Origin of the sequence: Sulfitobacter geojensis (genome assembly GCF_000622325.1) — a bacterium.
Lineage (GTDB): Bacteria > Pseudomonadota > Alphaproteobacteria > Rhodobacterales > Rhodobacteraceae > Sulfitobacter > Sulfitobacter geojensis.
The window spans coordinates 1533616-1552053 of record NZ_JASE01000005.1 but is presented as its reverse complement, the minus strand read 5'-3'; the positions used below and the strand labels follow the sequence as shown (position 1 = coordinate 1552053).

16 protein-coding genes are annotated in these 18438 nt (G+C 59.4%); 8 read left to right on the top strand and 8 right to left on the bottom strand.

The window, feature by feature from the left end; translation table 11 throughout:
* Positions 1–96: 96 nt before the first annotated feature.
* On the top strand, positions 97–1137 hold the full coding sequence (locus Z947_RS0109595; RefSeq protein WP_025044092.1) for an NADP-dependent oxidoreductase: 1041 nt from the start codon (positions 97–99) through the stop codon (positions 1135–1137).
* Positions 1138–1318: 181 nt separating this feature from the next.
* On the opposite strand, the gene Z947_RS0109590 is transcribed toward Z947_RS0109595, so the two are convergent.
* Positions 1319–2224 carry a LysR family transcriptional regulator gene (locus Z947_RS0109590; RefSeq protein ID WP_025044091.1) on the bottom strand — a complete coding sequence of 302 codons (906 nt, stop codon included), beginning with the start codon at positions 2222–2224 and terminating at the stop codon, positions 1319–1321.
* Between the two features lie 96 nt (positions 2225–2320).
* Between Z947_RS0109590 and metF the strand changes: the two genes are divergently transcribed.
* On the top strand, positions 2321–3187 hold the full coding sequence (metF, locus tag Z947_RS0109585) for a methylenetetrahydrofolate reductase [NAD(P)H] (protein ID WP_025044090.1): 867 nt from the start codon (positions 2321–2323) through the stop codon (positions 3185–3187).
* Positions 3188–3253: 66 nt separating this feature from the next.
* Positions 3254–3736, top strand: coding sequence for a PaaI family thioesterase (locus Z947_RS0109580; protein ID WP_025044089.1), 483 nt, complete (start codon positions 3254–3256; stop codon positions 3734–3736).
* Between the two features lie 22 nt (positions 3737–3758).
* Here the strand turns inward: Z947_RS0109580 and Z947_RS0109575 are convergent, their stop codons facing one another.
* Both Z947_RS0109575 and Z947_RS0109570 read right to left on the bottom strand, forming a co-directional pair.
* Complete coding sequence (locus tag Z947_RS0109575; RefSeq protein ID WP_025044088.1) at positions 3759–4823, bottom strand: DUF2235 domain-containing protein; 1065 nt, start codon at positions 4821–4823, stop codon at positions 3759–3761.
* Complete coding sequence (locus tag Z947_RS0109570) at positions 4798–7095, bottom strand: xanthine dehydrogenase family protein molybdopterin-binding subunit (protein ID WP_025044087.1); 2298 nt, start codon at positions 7093–7095, stop codon at positions 4798–4800. The genes Z947_RS0109575 and Z947_RS0109570 overlap by 26 nt, the downstream gene beginning before the upstream one ends.
* A 134-nt stretch (positions 7096–7229) precedes the next feature.
* Between Z947_RS0109570 and Z947_RS0109565 the strand changes: the two genes are divergently transcribed.
* A complete protein-coding gene (locus Z947_RS0109565) occupies positions 7230–10385 on the top strand; it encodes a valine--tRNA ligase (protein ID WP_025044086.1) in 3156 nt (1051 codons plus the stop codon).
* A gap of 101 nt (positions 10386–10486) precedes the next feature.
* On the opposite strand, the gene Z947_RS0109560 is transcribed toward Z947_RS0109565, so the two are convergent.
* Both Z947_RS0109560 and Z947_RS0109555 read right to left on the bottom strand, forming a co-directional pair.
* Positions 10487–11275 carry a crotonase/enoyl-CoA hydratase family protein gene (locus tag Z947_RS0109560; RefSeq protein ID WP_025044085.1) on the bottom strand — a complete coding sequence of 263 codons (789 nt, stop codon included), beginning with the start codon at positions 11273–11275 and terminating at the stop codon, positions 10487–10489.
* 73 nt (positions 11276–11348) lie between these two features.
* Positions 11349–11513 carry a hypothetical protein gene (locus Z947_RS0109555; RefSeq protein WP_025044084.1) on the bottom strand — a complete coding sequence of 55 codons (165 nt, stop codon included), beginning with the start codon at positions 11511–11513 and terminating at the stop codon, positions 11349–11351.
* Positions 11514–11615: 102 nt separating this feature from the next.
* Between Z947_RS0109555 and Z947_RS0109550 the strand changes: the two genes are divergently transcribed.
* Together Z947_RS0109550 and Z947_RS0109545 are read left to right on the top strand one after the other, a co-directional pair.
* Positions 11616–12719 (top strand): pyridoxal phosphate-dependent aminotransferase, encoded by a 1104-nt coding sequence (locus tag Z947_RS0109550; RefSeq protein WP_025044083.1) that lies wholly within the window; start codon positions 11616–11618, stop codon positions 12717–12719.
* 52 nt (positions 12720–12771) lie between these two features.
* Complete coding sequence (locus Z947_RS0109545) at positions 12772–12954, top strand: hypothetical protein (protein WP_025044082.1); 183 nt, start codon at positions 12772–12774, stop codon at positions 12952–12954.
* Here Z947_RS0109545 and Z947_RS0109540 read toward each other — a convergent pair.
* Entirely contained in the window at positions 12951–14159 is a 1209-nt protein-coding gene (locus tag Z947_RS0109540) for a pyridoxal-phosphate-dependent aminotransferase family protein (RefSeq protein WP_025044081.1), read from the bottom strand. The genes Z947_RS0109545 and Z947_RS0109540 overlap by 4 nt on opposite strands.
* A gap of 153 nt (positions 14160–14312) precedes the next feature.
* On the opposite strand from Z947_RS0109540, the gene Z947_RS0109535 reads away from it, so the two are divergent.
* The gene (locus Z947_RS0109535; protein WP_025044080.1) at positions 14313–16157 is read left to right on the top strand and encodes an ABC transporter ATP-binding protein; all 1845 of its coding nucleotides are present in this window, start codon (positions 14313–14315) and stop codon (positions 16155–16157) included.
* Here Z947_RS0109535 and Z947_RS0109530 read toward each other — a convergent pair.
* The gene (locus Z947_RS0109530) at positions 16154–16831 is read right to left on the bottom strand and encodes a TIGR04283 family arsenosugar biosynthesis glycosyltransferase (RefSeq protein ID WP_025044079.1); all 678 of its coding nucleotides are present in this window, start codon (positions 16829–16831) and stop codon (positions 16154–16156) included. The two genes, Z947_RS0109535 and Z947_RS0109530, sit on opposite strands and share 4 nt — an antisense overlap.
* Positions 16832–16896: 65 nt before the next feature.
* Here Z947_RS0109530 and ygfZ point away from each other — a divergent pair, with 65 nt between their 5' ends.
* The gene (ygfZ, locus tag Z947_RS0109525; protein WP_025044078.1) at positions 16897–17649 is read left to right on the top strand and encodes a CAF17-like 4Fe-4S cluster assembly/insertion protein YgfZ; all 753 of its coding nucleotides are present in this window, start codon (positions 16897–16899) and stop codon (positions 17647–17649) included.
* A 100-nt stretch (positions 17650–17749) separates the two neighbouring features.
* Here ygfZ and efp read toward each other — a convergent pair whose 3' ends face one another.
* Complete coding sequence (gene efp / locus Z947_RS0109520; RefSeq protein ID WP_025044077.1) at positions 17750–18313, bottom strand: elongation factor P; 564 nt, start codon at positions 18311–18313, stop codon at positions 17750–17752.
* Positions 18314–18438: the final 125 nt, after the last annotated feature.

Below are 18438 nucleotides of genomic sequence, written 5' to 3'. Positions count from 1 at the left end.
GCAAACCGCATCGTCACGTCACAATCTGTCCCCTCTTGTCATTGCGCACCAGCACGTCAGGGTGGCGGCAAAGCAAACCACATAGGGAGAGAGACCATGAGCACGCAAATGAAACAGATCGTACTGGCAAGCCGGCCGGACGGAGCGCCGACACCGGAGAATTTCCGCCTTGAAAGCGCCGATATGCCAACACCGGGCGAAGGTGAGGTTCTGGTCGAAGTCCATTACATGTCGCTCGACCCGTACATGCGCGGGCGCATGGATGACGCAAAATCCTATGCAGCCCCAGTCCCGATTGGCGGCAAGATGGAAGGCGGCAGCGCGGGCAAGGTCATCGCCTCGAATTCTGCGCATCTCAAAGAAGGCGACATGGTTTTCGGGCCCTTCGGCTGGGCCACACATGCGGTTGCGGATGCCAAGATGTGCCGCAAGCTTGACCCCGAACAGGCATCCATCACCACATCTCTGGGCGTGCTCGGCATGCCCGGTCTGACCGGCTGGCACGGGTTGATGGCCTATGGCAAACCCAAGGCCGGCGAAACACTGGTCGTTGCCGCCGCCACGGGACCGGTTGGGTCAATGGTTGGTCAGGTTGCAAAATCACTGGGGCTGCGTGTTGTCGGCATCGCGGGCGGCGCGGATAAATGCAAAACAGCTGTGGAACATTTCGGCTTTGACGCCTGTCTTGACCACCGCGCCTATGACGATGCAAAGGCGCTGAATGCGGCCCTGAAGGCGGAATGCCCTAAAGGGATCGATATCTATTTCGAAAATGTCGGCGGCAAGGTTCTTGAGGCGGTACTCCCGCTAATGAACCAATTTGGACGCATCCCGATTTGCGGCATGATTTCGTGGTACAACGCCGGTGGCCTTGGCGAAAAGGCCGGCGGCGCAGGTCTGACCGCCCCAAAACTGTGGCGCACCATTCTGGTCAATTTCCTCAGCGTGAACGGGTTTATCATCTCGAACCATTGGGACCGCTTCCCCGAGTTCGTTACGGAAATGGCCCCCAAAGTCGCCAGCGGCGAGATTGCCGTGCAAGAGGACATCACCGAAGGGCTGGAGAACGCGCCGCAGGCCTTTATCAATCTGCTGACGGGCGGGAACGTTGGCAAAGCGATCGTGAAGGTTTCCTGATTAAAGTCTGGGCGGGGATAACCCCGCCCTACTCCTTGCATCGAAGCACGACGTGAAATGCGCAGCTTCGGTAGCTCTTGAGTTTAAGGGCAAGATGAAGCGGAAGGGTGCGCTTTCGCTTTGCCCCTAAACTCAAATCACATGTCGGCACGCACGCAACCGCCCGCGTTGGCGCGCCAGCTTAAACCGCCTGTAATTTTCGTGCCTCGTCCCCTGCCAGTTTCAGCAGTTGATCCATAAACGGTTTACCCAGATCATCGGTGCGCACCGCCGCATATAGGCGGCGCGTCACACCATCCTTCGTCAAAGGGCGCGTGACATAGTCGGAGGAATATTTCACCTCGCGCACCACCCAATCGGGCAGCACCGACACGCCCCTGTTCGATGCCACCAGCAACAGGATCACGGCGGTAAGTTCGACCTGCCGGATCGCAGCCGGTTCCACTTTGGCGGGGATCAATAGCTGGCTGAACACATCCAGTCGCGTGCGCTCGACCGGATAGGTGATCAGCGTTTCACCGCGAAAATCCGCGGCATCGACAAACGGCTTCGCCGCCAGGGGATGGGTGCTGGCCGCCACAAAAACCGCTTTGTAATCAAAAAGTTCAACAAAGGTCACGCCGGCAAGATCCTCGGGGTCCGAGGACACGACCAAATCCACCTCTTCGCGCAGCAACGCCGGCAGCGCATCGAACGCCAGACCGGGACGGATGTCGACATCCACGTCCGGCCAGCTGCGACGGAACTGTTCCAAAACGGGAAACAGCCACTCGAAACAGGCATGGCATTCGATCGCGATATGCATCCGCCCGGTACTGCCCGCACGCAGGCCGGTAAATTCATCTTGCAAGGCCTGTACTTGCGGCAAAACCTGCTGTGCCAGTTTTAACAGGCGCAATCCTGCCGGCGACAGCTTTAACGGCTTGGACCGGCGGACAAACAGCTCGACTCCGGCCTGATCTTCCAGCCCCTTCACCTGATGGCTCAGCGCGGATTGGGTGATGTTCATCTGTTCGGCCGCGCGGGCCAGACCGCCAGCTTCGTGGATGGCCTGAATGGTGCGCAGATGCCGGAACTCGATATGCATGTGAGGCGATCCTCATGTTCAAGATGAAAGTTATGAATTTGTTTCACGACGCGCAGTGCAGTACAAGGGTGCTCAGAGCATAAAAGGACGATCCAGATGACCAGCCCTCGCGTTTCCTTCGAAGTTTTCCCGCCCCGCAATGTCGATGCGGGCTTCAACCTTTGGGACACCGCGCAGATGTTGGCCCCTCTTGAGCCGCGGTTTTTCTCCGTCACCTATGGTGCGGGTGGCACAACCCGCGATTTGACCCATGACGCCGCACATGTGCTGCGTCGCACTTCCGGTTTACCTGTTGCCGCACATCTAACCTGTGTCGGGGCCAGCAAGGCGGAAACGCTGGAAGTCGCTGATACTTTTGCGAAAATCGGCGTTACGGATATTGTTGCCCTGCGTGGTGATCCGCAGGACGGTGCCAAAACATTCACACCGCATCCCGAAGGGTTTGCCGACAGCTGCGCACTGATCGAGGCGCTGGCCGGTAAGGGCACGTTCAACATTCGCGTCGGGGCCTATCCCGACAGCCACCCCGAGGCCGCCGATATGGATGCCAACGTCCAATGGCTCAAGCGCAAGTTCGAGGCGGGCGCGGACGAGGCGATCACCCAGTTCTTCTTTGAAACCGACAGTTTCCTGCGTTTCCGTGATGCCTGCGCCAAAGCCGGGATCGACAAACCGATCACGCCGGGCATCCTGCCGGTCCTGAACTGGAAGTCTGCGCGCAACTTTGCAAAGCGTTGCGGCACGCCAGTGCCTGCATGGCTGGATGATGCTTTTGAGGCAGCCATCCGTGACGACCGCCACGATCTGTTGGCGACCGCGCTGTGCACCGAAATGTGCAGCACGCTTGTCGACGAAGGCGTCGAGGATTTGCATTTCTATACGTTGAACCGTGCCGAGTTGACCCGCAACGTTTGCCGCGCGCTTGGCGTGACACCGCAGGTCTCGGTTCGGGACGTGGCGTAACCGCTTGGCTTCGGGGGGCTTTGCGCCCTAGCATCAGCCGATACCCGAAGCCAAAGGAACCCGTCCATGCCCCGCCTTGCCACAAAACCCGAAGATCTGTTGAGCCAGTCAGAAGCGTTAAAGCTTTCAGGCCTTGAGTTCATGCAGGCGATCCTTGATGGCACCAACCCCGGCCCGCCCATCGGGGGGACCATGGGCTATTCGTTGCATGCGATCGAAGCAGGACGCGCGGTGTTTCGCGGCGCGCCGGAATTCAACGTAACCAACCCGATGGGCACGGTGCACGGCGGCTGGTACGGGACATTGCTGGACAGCGCGATGGCCTGTGCCGTGATGACACAAGTGCCGCGCGGGTCGATCTATACCACATTGGAATACAAGATTAATATTTTGCGCGGCATTCCATTGGGCATGCAGGTTGATTGCACCGGCGTCACCGATCACGTGGGCCGCTCAACCGGTGTTGCCCATGGTGAAATCCGCGGGGTCGAGGATGGCAAACTATATGCCACGGGCTCAACGACCTGCATCGTGATGAAGATCGCCTGAACGCGCGTTCCGCCTCACCGTTTTAAGTATCGCGCGCATCCGCCGCCCGCGCGGGTGTTTCGGGGTCAACCAAACTGCCCTGACGCAGCGCAATACTCTCATGCAGCCGCTCTGACGGGTCGTATCCGATGATCCGTTTCTTGCGTGACATCAATATCTTGCCATGCCCGCGCCAGGTGCCGCGCGCAGGTGCCATTGCATCCTGTGTAAAGCGCCCCCGCCAACCGGTTGGCAACGGCAAGTCGCAGCTTTCCGCCTGCTCCAGCATCCAGACCAGAGGGATATTCGCAAGGGGGCGTGCCGCCTCGAACCCGCCGAGCTGCCCGCCGACATCGCCGTGGGCACCGGGGAACCAGACCTGTTCCACCCGCCCCGAAAACCCCGCATGTGATTGCCATAGCACCGGTTTATAAGCCACGCGGTTTTCATCATGGGCCAGCGCGTGAAACCCGTTGCGCACAACGCCGCTAAGGTCGTGATTGTGAAAGGCGTGCAGATGTTCTGACAGGCGCCACAGCACAGGCGCATTGATCCCCAGCGACTTCACCGTATCCCAAACGCCGATCATCTCGATTTCGGCCGCGTCGTGGCAATGCGCCGCGCGAAAGGCCTGCCGCGTCGTCTGTTCGGGGCTGCATTCGTAATGGCGATAGGCCATGCGGATGTTGCGTGTGGTTGCATGTTCGGCCCGCAGCAGCCCGACCATATCAATCACGCCAGCCAACGAGCGTACCGCATAGGCCCCGCGCGAATAGCCAAACAGGAAAATCCTGTCACCGGGGCGATAGCGCGAAGCGAGCCAGCCATAGGCCCGCCGGATCAACCGGTTGATCCCTTTGCCTGACGCCACATCCAACACGGAACGCCATTTGTCCCACTGCAACCCCGCCTCATAGTAAAGCGAAACCGCCGCGCCCTGTTCCTTGAGCAACATATAGGTGCGCGCGGCGTTGGTCTGGTGCAGCGGCTCCAGCGACGACAGGGTGCCGTCGAGCACGATCACATGGGTGGCAGCGGCCCGAGGTGCCGTTTGCGCGTAAAGGGTCTGGTCGCCCTTGGGGTTACTCTGCCGCGATCCGGCCCTCATTCAACAACTCCCAGACACGATGCGGCGTGAACGGCATATCTGCCTGCCGCACCCCTTGATCCCACAGCGCATCCTGCACCGCATTCGCGAGGGCCGCCATGGCCCCCACGGTTCCCGCTTCGCCGCAGCCTTTCATGCCCATGATGTTCGCCGTCGAGGGTACAGGCTCAGACGTAAAGGAAATGTAAGGAAGGTCTGTCGCACGGGGCATGGCATAGTCCATAAACGATGCCGTGAGCAGTTGACCGTCCTCGTCGTAAACCACCCGTTCCTGCACCGCTTGTCCGACCCCTTGGGCGACCCCGCCGTGCACCTGACCTTCGGCCAGCATCGGGTTGATAAGGTTGCCGAAATCATCAACGACGGTATAGCGATCGGTTGTTACAACGCCAGTTTCGGGATCAATCACGACCTCTGCAACATGGGCCCCGTTGGGGAAACTGCGCGCTGGCAAGGTCGCACGTTCGTGATGGCTGAGCAGTTCGTCACGGCCTTTTTCGCGGGCCATTTCGGCGACCTCCAGCATGGTCGGCGTCAGGTTCGATCCCTCGGCGCGGAAACGTTCATCGTCAAAGCTGATCTCGCTCGCTGGTACGCCCATTTCATCGGCCAGAAATGCGGTGAAGCTTTCTGTCATCGCCGCAACAGTCGCCAAGGTCGCGTTGTTCTGTGTGGTTACAGATCGCGAACCGCCTGTGCCACCGCCCTTTGCAATTAGATCCGAATCGCCCTGAACTACGCGGATGCGGTCCGCAGGAATGCCGGTTTGGTCGGCTAGAAATTGGGCGTAAACCGTTTCATGCCCCTGCCCGTTTGACTGGGTGCCGACGTAGATTGTGACGCTGCCGTCTTCCTCGAATTCGACTTTGGCACCCTCGCTGGGATCGCCCAAGATGCTTTCGATGTAGTAACACAGCCCTTGACCGCGCAGCAGCCCCCGCTTGGCATCGGCTTCCTTGCGCGCTTCAAACCCGTCAAGGTCCGCCTCGCCTGCGATGCGGGTCAGCAACCGGTTGAAATCACCGACATCATAGGTTTCGCCCGTTGCCGCCTTGTACGGAAACTGATCCGGTTTGATAAAGTTGATCCGCCGCAACTCCCACGGATCGACACCCAATTCGCGCGCCGCGCGGTCCATCAGGCGTTCAAGCACATAAATCGCTTCAGGCCGACCGGCCCCGCGATAGGCATCCACTGGCACGGTGTTGGTGTAATAGCCGTCGACCTGCAACCAAGAGGTTTGCACATCATAGACACCGGTCAAGACACGGCTGAACAGCTGGGTCTGGATGAACTGGGCAAACTGCGAGTTATAAGCGCCAAGGTTGCATTTGCTGGTAACGCGGTAGGCGGTGATCCGGTTGTCCGCATCAAAGGCGAATTCGGCCAAGGACGTCAGATCGCGCCCGCCATTGTCGCTGAGCATTGCTTCGGTGCGTTCGGACATCCAGCGCACCGGCTTGCCCACCGCGCGTGCGGCTTGCGCCACGCAGAAATATTCATTGTAGGTCATCGATTTCATCCCGAAACCGCCACCGGTGTCGGGATTGGTCACACGCACTTTGTCTTCGTCCAGTCCGAATGCCTTGGCGATATAGCCCTTGTGAACCCAAACACCTTGTCCGTTGTTGGCGACATGCACGCGGCCATCGGACCATTCGGCGAAACAGCCGCGCGGCTCCATCGAATTGACGATGATGCGGTTGTCATCGACATCCAGCGCTACGGTTTTCGCGGCCGCCTTGAACGCCGCTTCGGTCGCGGCCTCGTCACCCATGCCCCAATCCATTGCCTTGTTGTCAGGCGCTTCGGCATGCAGGGTCTCGCCCCCTGCCGTCACATCGATCTTGGCGGGCAGGTCATCCACATCAAACATGATCAGTTCCGCCGCATCGCGCGCCTGCGCGATCGTGTCGGCGATGATCACCGCAACCGGTTCCCCCACATAGCGCACACGGTCCTTGGCCAGCATGGGGCGCAGCGGCCCTGCGCCTTTGGTCCCGTCACGATTGGGAATTTGCGCACCGGCCATGGCAATATCCATGCCCGCCGCTTCCAGATCGGCACAGGTCAGCACAAGATGCACACCGTCGGACTCTTTCGCATCCGACACATCCAGCTCGGTAATCATCCCATGCGCCACGGTCGAGCGAAAGAAATAGGCATGCAGCGCCACTTTCGGCGCGATGTCATCGACATATCGGCCCTCGCCGGTCAGAAACCGCACATCTTCGGTCCGAATGGTCGATTGGCTTTTCCCGAATTTATCCATGATGCGCTGCCCTTTGCTGAGGATGATTTCCCTACAAAGACATACCCGCCTGACGCCTCTTGTCCAGCCCGCCCTTTCCCTTCGCCGCAACGTTCGTTAGATCATCGGTCAAACCTGTTTGAGGATGCAAAATCATGGCTCTGGAAAAGAATTTTGACTCTGGCGAGGCCGAAGCCCGCCTTTACGCCGCCTGGGAAAAGGCCGGTGCCTTCAAGGCGGGTGCAAACGCCTCGCGCGATGAGACGTTTTCGATCATGATCCCGCCGCCCAATGTCACCGGCGTTTTGCACATGGGCCATGCGTTCAATAACACCTTGCAGGACATTCTGACGCGCTGGCACCGGATGCGCGGGTTCGACACGTTGTGGCAGCCGGGTCAGGACCACGCAGGCATTGCGACGCAAATGGTTGTGGAACGCCAGCTTGCGGCTGATGGCAAACCGCCCCGCCGCGAATGGTCACGCGATGATTTCACTGCCGAGATCTGGAAGTGGAAAGCCAAATCCGGCGGCACGATCATCGACCAGCTGAAGCGCCTTGGCGCGTCCTGTGATTGGGATCGCAACGCGTTCACCATGTCCGGCGCCCCGAACGCCCCCGCCGGCGAAGAAGGCAATTTTCACGACGCGGTGATCAAAGTCTTTGTCGACATGTATAACAAGGGCCTGATTTATCGCGGCAAACGGTTGGTGAACTGGGATCCGCATTTTGAGACCGCAATCTCGGACCTTGAGGTAGAGAGCACAGAAGTTGACGGCCACATGTGGCACTTCAAATACCCGCTCGCGGGCGGTTCCACCTATACCTATGTCGAGAAAGACGAAGACGGCAACGTCACCCTTTCCGAAGAACGCGACTATATCTCCATCGCCACCACGCGCCCTGAAACCATGCTGGGCGACGGCGCGGTTGCGGTCCACCCAAGCGATGAACGCTATACCTCCATTATCGGGCAACTCTGCGAAATTCCGGTGGGCCCAAAGGAACACCGCCGCCTGATCCCGATCATCACCGATGAATACCCCGATCCTGATTTCGGGTCCGGTGCCGTGAAGATCACCGGTGCCCATGACTTCAACGACTACGAAGTCGCCAAGCGCAACAATATCCCGCTTTACGCGCTGATGGACACGCGCGGTGCGATGCGTGCCGACGGATTGCCCTACGATCAGGCTGCCGCCCGCGCGCAGGCCATCGCCAATGGCACCGAGGAAGCGCCGTTCGACGCGACCGAAATCAACCTTGTGCCCGAAGACTACCGCGGTCTTGACCGCTTCGACGCGCGTGCAAAAGTCATCGCCGACATTACAGCCGAAGGTCTGGCCGTAATGACAGCCCATGACGATCCGCGTCTGGGCAAGCCGGCCAAGAAGAAGAAAAAGGGCGAAGACGAGGTAGAGCCGCAGGATGAGTCCCCCGTCCCGCTGGTCGAGGCCAAAAAGATCATGCAGCCCTTCGGCGACCGCTCCAAGGTTGTGATCGAACCGGCGCTGACGGATCAATGGTTCGTCGCCACCGACAAGATCGTGCAGCCCGCGATTGACGCGGTGCGCAATGATGAGGTCCGCATCCTGCCCGAGCAGGACAAGAAGGTGTATTTCCACTGGCTGGAAAACATCGAGCCGTGGTGTATCTCGCGCCAGTTGTGGTGGGGGCACCAAATCCCGGTGTGGTACGGGCTTGACCTGAAAGGGCGCGGCTTTACCGATGATGAGGGCGACGGCGCATTGGACATGGTCGAATTGTCCCGCCTTTTGTTGCAGCAATCCCTACCGGAAAGCAGCGATCACCATCACTGCGCCGCCGATTTCGATGCGGTCAACGACAGCTTTGCCGATGTGTTGGTCAAGCTGCCAACGCCATTGAACCATGCCCGCGTCGTCGAAGTCGGTTCGCGCAGCGAAGCCATGCATGTTCTGGCCGAAAGCCTTGCAGTTTATACCGGCAGTCAGGATCCGACCGATATCGTTTATCCGGTCTGGCGCGACCCTGACGTGCTGGACACTTGGTTCTCCTCCGGCCTCTGGCCCATCGGCACGCTTGGCTGGCCCGAACAGACGGAAGCCTTGGAAAAATACTTCCCCACCTCTGTTTTGATCACAGGTTTTGACATCATCTTCTTCTGGGTCGCCCGCATGATGATGATGCAATACGCCGTGGTCGATCAAAAGCCCTTCGATACCGTCTACGTCCACGCCCTGGTGCGCGACGAGAAGGGCAAGAAGATGTCGAAATCCCTCGGCAACGTGCTTGATCCGTTGGAGCTGATCGACGAGTTCGGCGCGGACGCGGTACGCTTTACCGTGACGTCGATGGCGGCGATGGGGCGCGATTTGAAGCTGTCGACCGCGCGCATCACCGGCTACCGCAATTTCGGCACGAAACTGTGGAACGCCCACCGTTTCGCCGAAATGAACGGGGTTTTCACCGGCACGCCGCGCACGATGCCGACACCCGCTGCGACCCTGAACAAATGGATCATCGGTGAAACCGCCCGTGTGCGTGAAGAGGTGGATGCCGCCCTAACCAACTACCGGTTCAACGATGCCGCCAACACGCTTTACGCCTTTGTCTGGGGCAAGGTCTGTGACTGGTATGTAGAACTGTCCAAACCCCTGTTGCAAGACGGCGCGGCGGAAGCCGAAGAAACCCGCCAGACGCTGGGCTGGGTGCTGGATCAATGTCTGGTGCTGCTGCACCCGATCATGCCGTTCATCACCGAAGAGCTGTGGCAGTCCACCGCGACCCGCGCCAAGATGTTGGTTCACGCGGATTGGCCAACCTACACCACCGCCGATTTGCTGGACGCGGAAGCGGACCGCGAATTGAACTGGGTGATTGGTCTGATCGAAGCGATCCGTTCCGCGCGCGCGCAGATGCATGTGCCTGCGGGTCTGAAAGTGCCGATGATCGTGACCGAAATGGACGATGCCGCCAAAGGTGCATGGGCGCGCAACGAGACCATGATCAAACGCCTTGCCCGGGTGGAAAGCCTTGAACGCGCTGACGTATTTCCGAAAGGGACTGTGTCGATCGGCGCCCCCGGCGCAACCTTTGGTCTGCCGCTGGCCGGTCTGATCGACATTGCCGAGGAAAAGGCGCGTTTACAGAAATCGCTGGACAAGCTGGGCAAGGAGATTGGGGGTTTGAAAGGCCGGTTGAACAACCCGAAATTCGCAGCTTCAGCCCCCGAAGAGGTCGTCGCGGAAGCGCAGGCCAATCTGGATGCACGTCAGGAAGAGGCGGACCAGTTGCAGGCCGCTTTGGATCGTCTGGCAGAGATGGAGTAACCTATGCCGCGTCCGCTGTCGGGCGCGGAATCGAGTTTAGGGGCAAGATGAAGTCCGGATGCGGCACGTCATAACTGGCGTGCCGCATTTGTTTTGGCGGGCTATTTGAAAACCGCGGGCCGTTTGCCCATTTCAGCGGCAATCACCTCCATCTGATGCGGTTTGCCGATGAGTTCGGCCTGAATGCTGGATTCAGCCGCGAGGACCGTTGCCGCGTCTTGGCATTCTGCAATTGTAATCAGCCGTTTGGCCGCACGGATGGCGGAGGGGCTTTTGCCTGCGATTGTTGTTGCCAACGCAGTCGCGGCGGCCAGAGGGTCATCGGCGATTTCAGTGATCAGGCCCCAGTCTGCGGCCTGCGCCGCGCTTACCTGTTCCGCCGTATAGGTCAGACGCCGCAGCACGTCGGAACGGACCAGTCTGGGCAGCAGGACCATGCCACCCATGTCCGGCACGATGCCCCATTTCATTTCCATCACCGCAAAACGGGTATCAGGTGCGGCGATGCGGATGTCAGCGCCCAGCGCCAATTGCATGCCTGCGCCAAAACACACGCCGTGGATGGCGGCGATCACCGGAATCTCCATCCGCGACCAAACCATTGAGACTTCTTGCCACTGGTTCGTGGTACCTTCACCATGGGTACGCGGATTGATCACCTCGGCGGGATCTTTGCCCATCATCGAGGACAGGCCGGTGATGTCGATGCCGGCGCAAAAGGCGCGCCCCTCCCCCGACAGCACGACCGCGCGCGCGTCAGAGGCGGCAACCTCTTGTCCTGCCGCATTAATTCCGTCGATCATTTGTTGATCAACCGCGTTCATCTTGTCCGCACGTGTCAGGCGGACAAAGGCGATGTGATTTTCGTAAGTGACGGTGGCGCGGGTCATGGGTTCCTCCGGTTTGGGTTGGAGGGAGTACAGCGCATCGGCTGCAGCCACGCCAGCAGAACGTGGCGGAAGATCAGGGGACCAGACGGTCGACCGCGCGCATCATCCCAAGGCTTTTGTCATAGACCAGCGTGAGAATGCGACGTGCGGGCGGTTTTGTAAGGACCACCGGTACACTGCGCACAGCGCCAGCGGCAACAGTGGCGGCGATAAAGCCGCGGCGGGTGAGTTTTGCCATTGGTCTGGCCTTCCGATTACTTGCGAACCATTCTCATATAGGAACTGCAGGGCGGATTTCCAACCCTTGCCCCGCTGGCCGTTGCCGCCTATCACCAGTCGCATGACAGAATATCGCCTTACCCCGCTTGCCAAATCCCTGCCCGCAACTGTGCCTTTTGTCGGCCCCGAAACGCAGGAACGCGCCATGGGGCGACCGTTCGAGGCGCGTCTGGGAGCGAATGAAAACGTTTTTGGCCCCTCGCCCCATGCGATCAAAGCCATGGCTGAAGCCGGACATTGGATGTACGGCGATCCCGAAAGCCACGACTTGCGCACAGCGCTTGCAGCGCATCACGGTACGACGTTGGATCACATTATCGTGGGCGAAGGCATTGACGGGCTGCTCGGCTATGTTGTGCGTTTGTTCGTTGCACAGGGCGATGCGGTGGTGACCTCTGACGGGGCTTATCCGACGTTCAATTACCACGTGGCGGGCTATGGCGGTACGCTGCACAAAGTGCCCTACCGCGAGGATCACGAAGACCCGGCAGCGCTTTTTGCAAAGGCTGGCGAAGTCGACGCCAAGCTGGTCTATCTGGCCAATCCCGACAATCCGATGGGGTCATGGCATAGAGGCGAAGACATCGCAGCAGCGATGGACGCACTGCCCGCGCACAGCCTGCTGGTGCTGGATGAAGCCTATGTTGAAACGGCCCCGGAAGGAACTGCCCTGCCTTTGGCATGGGGTGATCCGCGCGTGATACGGATGCGCACCTTTTCAAAAGCTTACGGGATGGCTGGGGCGCGGGTCGGCTATGCGATTGCAGCGCCTGAATTGATCACGGCCTTCCATAAGGTGCGCAACCACTTCGGCATGAACCGCAGCGCCCAAGCCGGTGCCTTGGCCGCGCTGGCGGATCAGGTGTGGCTGACGGAGGTGAAGGACCGCGTTGCACAGGCGCGCACGCGTATTGCGCAGATCGCACAGGAAAACGGGCTGCTCCCCCTGCCCTCGGCCACCAACTTTGTAACGCTGGATTGCGGCCGCGACGGAGCGTTTGCCAAGGCGGTTCTGGATGGTCTGGTGACGCGTGGCATCTTTGTGCGCATGCCGTTTGTTGCCCCGCAAAACCGGTGTATTCGCATCAGTTGTGGCACCGATGACGATCTGAATGCGCTTGCCGCCGCTTTGCCGGACGCCATCGCCGCAGCAAAAAAAGGCTGACGTAAAGAAATTTCAGCGTAATGTTCTGGCGGAACAAAACCGGACGCCCCTAATGCGCAACACCAATGACCGCCCCGCCGCCCCGAATTTCACACAGGCCTGCATCGTGATGTTTGGCGTCAACCTGACGTGGATCCTGATGGTAATCTGGGTGGTCTGGGGGCTGCTTGCCGTGGCGGCGACCGGTTGGCTGGTCAATCACGTCATCAACCGGATCGCGTTGGCGCGGGGTTAACCGCCGCCGATCACTTCAGCCGCCGCATCCAACGCACCTGTGCCATGTTCGATTTTCAGCGCGCGCATGCCCGCTTCGATGCCGCCCAGCATCCCCATGATCATCTGCCCGTTGACATGCCCCATATGGCCGAGCCGGAAAAACCCGTGCCACGCCGGATCGCCCGGTGTTGCCATGCCTAGACCAATGCCCAGTGTCAGGCCCAGCTGCTGTTCCACCCAGTCGCGCAGGGCGGTGGCGTCCGGCGATTGAAGACGCAAAGAGGTGACAGCATTGCTGCGATAGGCGGGATCGTTGACATTCATCGCAAAGCTGCCTGTTGTACTCCAGACGTCACAGGCGGCCCAAACAGCGCGGGCAAGAACACGATGACGCGCCCAGACATTTTCGATGCCTTCAGCGTGGATCAAATCAAGCGCGGTACGCAGCCCATAAAGGTGATGCGTTGGGGCGGTCCCTGCGTGGTATTGAAAGAACTCCTCGGCATGGGCCCGAGGGGTCCAGTCCCAATACCAGCTGACGCGGGGCATCTTGGCGCGAACCGCTTCGGCCTTGTCGTTGAAAAACACAAATGACATGCCGGGCGGCACCATCAGCCCCTTTTGACATCCGGTGACCATAATATCGACGCCCCATGCGTCCATCTCGAAGCGGTCGCAGCCCAATGAAGCAATACAATCGGCCATCAGCAGTGCTGGATGGCCAACGCTATCGAGCGTCTTGCGCAAGGCGGCGATGTCATTGCGGATCGAGGTCGACGTATCCACATGCACGGCCAACACCGCTTTGATCTCATGCGATTTATCCGCGCGCAGTACCTCTTCGATGCGGGCCATGTCCATCGGGGATTGTTTGCCGAAATCTATCGTTTCAACCTCAGCCCCCAGCAATCTGGCGGTTTCCCCCCAGCCGATGCCGAAACGCCCGGTCGCGGGGACCAGCACCTTGTCACCGGGTTGGATGATATTGGCAAGGGACGCCTCCCACGCCGCGTGACCGTTGCCCGTATACATGGCCACATGATGCTTTGTGCGGGCCACCCGTTTCAGATCAGCCACCAGATCAGGCATCATGTTCACCAGCTCGCCGGCATAAATGTTCGGTGCCGCGCGATGCATGGCCTGCAAAACGGCATCGGGCATCACGGAGGGTCCGGGAATGGCAAGATAGGAGCGACCATGCGCGAGGTTCGGTGGGGTAGACATTTAGGGGGGCCTTTATCAAAGCAGTGTTCGCGGCGAGACTATGCTCCCTGAAAGCCGCGTCAACCGCAGAACGCGTCCAGCCCCCCTGCCTTGCCCAACTTGGACGGTACGCTTAGATGTTACGCCAGTTTCCAAGCAGAATGGCACCTCCCGATGAATGACCAGACCTATACGTCCAAAGAGCTGCTGGGATGGCTTTGGCAGGATTATTTGAAAAAACATCTGGGACTGATGCTGCTGGCCCTGTTGTTCATGGTGATCGAGGGGGCCAGCCTGGGCGCTTTGGCGCGCCTGATGGAGCCGATGTTTGATAAGGTCTTTGTCGCTGGACAGGAGGATGCCTTGATCTGGGTCGGGCTTACCCTGATCGGCATCTTTGTGATGCGCGCGATTGCTGGTGTCAGCCAGAAAGTGCTGTTGACCAAGGTTGCACAGGGCACGGCGGCTGATCTGCGCATTGATCTGCTGGAACGGATGATGCAGCAGGACGGCGCCTTTCACCAAAGCCATCCACCGGGGTTTCTGATCCAGCGGGTGCAATCGGATGTAAATGCCGTGGGCGACGTCTGGCGCGCGGTGATCACCGGTGCGGGGCGTGATTTCATCGGCTTACTTGTGCTTTTGGGGGTCGCCGTGTCGATTGATCCCGTTTGGGCCTTGATGGCGTGTATCGGCATTCCCGTGATGGTGCTGCCTGCCGCCATGGCGCAACGGTTTGTGCGCAAACGTGCACGCGAGGCACGGGATTTGGGCGCTGATCTGGCGACACGGTTGGACGAGGTGTTTCACGGCATCGTACAGGTAAAGCTTAACGCGCTTGAAGCCTATCAAACCCGCCAGTACCGCAGCCTGACAGGCCGGTTCGTCGACACAGAGGTTCGCGCGGCCTTTGGAAACGCCGCGATACCGGGCATGGTCGATATCCTGTCGGGCATCGGGTTCATGGCAGTGATCCTTTACGGCGGATCGGAAATTATATCCGGCGACAAAACCATCGGTCAGTTCATGACGTTTTTCACCGCCATGGGCTTTGCCTTTAGTCCGCTGCGCCGCTTGGGCGGGATCGCCGGCCTGTGGCAGATCGCGGCGGCCGCTCTTGAACGCATCCGCGAATTGCTGGACGCGCCCGTCCGTTTGAAAGATCCCGCGACACCGGTTGCCGCACCACAGGGCACGCCGGAAATCGTGCTTGATAACGTCGGGCTGGCCTATGGGGACGCCAAGGTGCTCAACCAGCTAAGCTTTACCGCAAAAGCGGGGGAGACAACGGCACTGGTCGGCGCATCAGGGGCGGGGAAATCCACTGTGTTCAACGTGCTAACGCGGTTAATTGATCCCCAAAGCGGTCAGGCCACGTTGGGCGGGGTTGCCACAACAGACCTCAAACTGACCGACCTGCGCAACCTCTTTTCCGTGGTGACGCAAGAGGCCTTGTTGTTCGACGCCAATCTGCGCGAAAACATCGTGCTGGACCGGAAAAGCGTGACAGAGGCCCGCCTGCAAGAGGTTCTGGAAGCGGCCCATGTCGCGGATTTTCTGCCCAATCTGGAAAACGGCCTTGATACGTTGGTGGGCCCGCGCGGTTCTGCCCTGTCGGGCGGGCAGCGCCAGCGCGTGGTGATCGCCCGCGCCTTGCTGCGCGATACGCCGATCCTGTTGCTGGACGAAGCCACCAGCGCGCTCGATGCGCAATCCGAACAGGTGGTGCAGGCCGCCCTTGACCGCCTTTCCAAGGGCCGCACCACTCTTGTGATCGCGCATCGTCTTGCGACGATCCGCAATGCGCAAAACATCGTGGTGCTGGATAAGGGCCGCGCCGTCGACGCTGGCACCCATGACGCGTTGCTTGAACGTGGCGGTCTGTACGCCGACCTTTACCGGTTGCAATTCAAAAACGGGCGGCAGGTTTCGGAGCCACGTGCGAAACACCACCGCAAAACCCGCAAAAAATCCGCCCAGACGTCCAAAACCGGTTTTTGGCGTCGGCTGTTCGGTTAACGCCGATAGCGTGCTGCAAGTGCTGTGACATCGGCACCGGCGAAATAACGGATCAGGGTTGAAAGGTTGCGCAGGCCCCGTCTGATCCACCCTTGCCGGACATATTTTTCGGCGCTGGTCTGCGCCACAGCGTCCAGTTCAACCAACTTGCCTTTGAGGGAGCGCGCGATGCTCACGTCCTCCATCAAAGGCTGGTCAGGATAGCCACCTACTTGCGTATAAAGAGGCGTGGCGATCAACAAAGCCTGATCGCCGTAAGGCAGTCCAAAGCGGCTGCGCAGGTTCGCCCAGCCCGCGACGGTGCGCGCGGCAAGGCCCTTGCGGTCGAATGACAGGCGAAAATAGGCAGCCCGATCAGGATGGGCCAAATGTGCCTGCACCTGAGCAGCCCATCCTTTTTGCAAAACGGTATCGCTGTGCAGCACCAGTAACCAATCGCCTGCGGCCTGTGCGCAGCCGCGTTTCAATTGCCCCCCGCGCGAGGCTTCGCCGTGGAATACCTCGGCTCCCCACGCCTGCGCAATCGCGCCGGTTGCATCATCCGAGCCGCCATCGCTGACGATCAACTCGCGGATCAGCCCCGCTTCGACACCCTCCATCAACCCGCCCAGACATCTGGGCAGGCCATGTTCTGAATTCAAAGTTGGAATGATGACCGAGATCGGTGCGCGCATGCTTGCCCCTTTTGATGTGACGTGGGAACACTATATCGCATCTGCACCTAGAAAGGACAGAACCCATGACCAACCGCCGCATCCTGCGCCTGAGTGGGACCGATACACATGATTTCCTGCAAGGGCTTGTGACCAATGATGTGACCAAACTGAAGAACGGTATGGTCTATGCCGCATTGCTCACGCCGCAGGGAAAGTATCTGGCAGATTTCTTTATGGTGCCGGACGGCGACGCGGTGCTTTTGGACGTGGCCGAAAGTCTGGGTGATATGCTGACCCAACGGCTGACAATGTATAAGTTGCGTGCAGCCGTCACCATTGAAACCGCCGGCCTGCATCTGCATCGGGGTTTGGGTGCGGTACCTGATGACGGGTTTGCCGACCCGCGTGTGCCGGAACTCGGCTGGCGGGCGTATCGCAGCCCGCCCCAGCAAGAAGATACTGTCGACTGGGATGCCCTGCGCGTGACGCATATCCTGCCCGAAACCATGATCGAGCTGACACCGGATACCTTTATTCTGGAAGCCGGTTTCGAACGGCTAAATGGGGTTGATTTCCGCAAAGGGTGTTACGTCGGCCAAGAGGTGACGGCGCGGATGAAACACAAGACCGAATTGCGAAAAGGGTTGGCGCAGGTGACCGTCGACGGACAGGCGCCGCAGGGCACGGAGCTGACGGCGAACGGCAAGACGGCGGGCACCCTGTTCACTCAATCAGACGGGAAAGGCATCGCATATCTGCGATTTGACCGCGCCACCGCCCCGATGGAGGCCGGATCAGCACAGGTCACTTGGGAGAATCCATCCGAAAATAAGTAAAATCCAAACAAAAGCCCCGCTGCGGGAGGCGCAGGCGGGGCTTTTCAAAACTTAACAGAATATTACGTCGCGTAAAGAAATCGGTGCCACACGGCCCGTTTCACGCCCGTTCGACGTATTCCATTGTCTCGGTATTCACCACGATATCTTCGTCCTGACCAACGAATGGCGGCACTGAAACCTTAACACCGTTGTCCAAAACGGCCGGTTTGAAAGAATTTGCGGCCGTCTGACCTTTAACAACCGGCTCCGTTTCAGCAATCTTGCAGATCACTTTCTGCGGCAAGGACGCGTTCAGCGCCTCGTCTTCGTGGTACTCCACGACGACCATCATCCCATCTTGCAAGAAGGGGCGGCGTTCGCCCAAAAGCTCGGATGGCAACTGGACCTGATCGTAGGTGTCCGTGTCCATCAAAACCAGCATCCCACTGTCTTCATAGAGAAATTGTTGATCTTTTTGTTCCAGACGCACTTTTTCAACCTTGTCGGCAGAGCGAAAGCGTTCGTTCAATTTTGACCCGTTACGCAAGTTGCGCATCTCGACCTGGGCAAAAGCGCCGCCCTTTCCGGGCTTGACGTGGTCGACTTTAACCGCAGCCCAAAGGCCGCCGTTATGCTCCAGAACGTTTCCGGGGCGAATCTCGTTTCCGTTAATTTTAGGCATGAGGCAAAACCAAGGCAAAAGGTTGATGAATGTATAACGCACCCTATATCTCGCGTAGTGGCACCCTGCAAGCGCACGATATATCGCGGTCGAAAACCCGACGTTATGCGCCTGTGGCATGGCTG

Coding starts and splice junctions, on each gene's coding strand:
- Z947_RS0109595 (WP_025044092.1), top strand. CDS start 97: ATGAGCACGCAAATGAAACAGATCGTACTGGCAAGCCGGCCGGACGGA.
- Z947_RS0109590 (WP_025044091.1), bottom strand. CDS start 2,224: ATGCATATCGAGTTCCGGCATCTGCGCACCATTCAGGCCATCCACGAA.
- metF (WP_025044090.1), top strand. CDS start 2,321: ATGACCAGCCCTCGCGTTTCCTTCGAAGTTTTCCCGCCCCGCAATGTC.
- Z947_RS0109580 (WP_025044089.1), top strand. CDS start 3,254: ATGCCCCGCCTTGCCACAAAACCCGAAGATCTGTTGAGCCAGTCAGAA.
- Z947_RS0109575 (WP_025044088.1), bottom strand. CDS start 4,823: ATGAGGGCCGGATCGCGGCAGAGTAACCCCAAGGGCGACCAGACCCTT.
- Z947_RS0109570 (WP_025044087.1), bottom strand. CDS start 7,095: ATGGATAAATTCGGGAAAAGCCAATCGACCATTCGGACCGAAGATGTG.
- Z947_RS0109565 (WP_025044086.1), top strand. CDS start 7,230: ATGGCTCTGGAAAAGAATTTTGACTCTGGCGAGGCCGAAGCCCGCCTT.
- Z947_RS0109560 (WP_025044085.1), bottom strand. CDS start 11,275: ATGACCCGCGCCACCGTCACTTACGAAAATCACATCGCCTTTGTCCGC.
- Z947_RS0109555 (WP_025044084.1), bottom strand. CDS start 11,513: ATGGCAAAACTCACCCGCCGCGGCTTTATCGCCGCCACTGTTGCCGCT.
- Z947_RS0109550 (WP_025044083.1), top strand. CDS start 11,616: ATGACAGAATATCGCCTTACCCCGCTTGCCAAATCCCTGCCCGCAACT.
- Z947_RS0109545 (WP_025044082.1), top strand. CDS start 12,772: ATGCGCAACACCAATGACCGCCCCGCCGCCCCGAATTTCACACAGGCC.
- Z947_RS0109540 (WP_025044081.1), bottom strand. CDS start 14,159: ATGTCTACCCCACCGAACCTCGCGCATGGTCGCTCCTATCTTGCCATT.
- Z947_RS0109535 (WP_025044080.1), top strand. CDS start 14,313: ATGAATGACCAGACCTATACGTCCAAAGAGCTGCTGGGATGGCTTTGG.
- Z947_RS0109530 (WP_025044079.1), bottom strand. CDS start 16,831: ATGCGCGCACCGATCTCGGTCATCATTCCAACTTTGAATTCAGAACAT.
- ygfZ (WP_025044078.1), top strand. CDS start 16,897: ATGACCAACCGCCGCATCCTGCGCCTGAGTGGGACCGATACACATGAT.
- efp (WP_025044077.1), bottom strand. CDS start 18,313: ATGCCTAAAATTAACGGAAACGAGATTCGCCCCGGAAACGTTCTGGAG.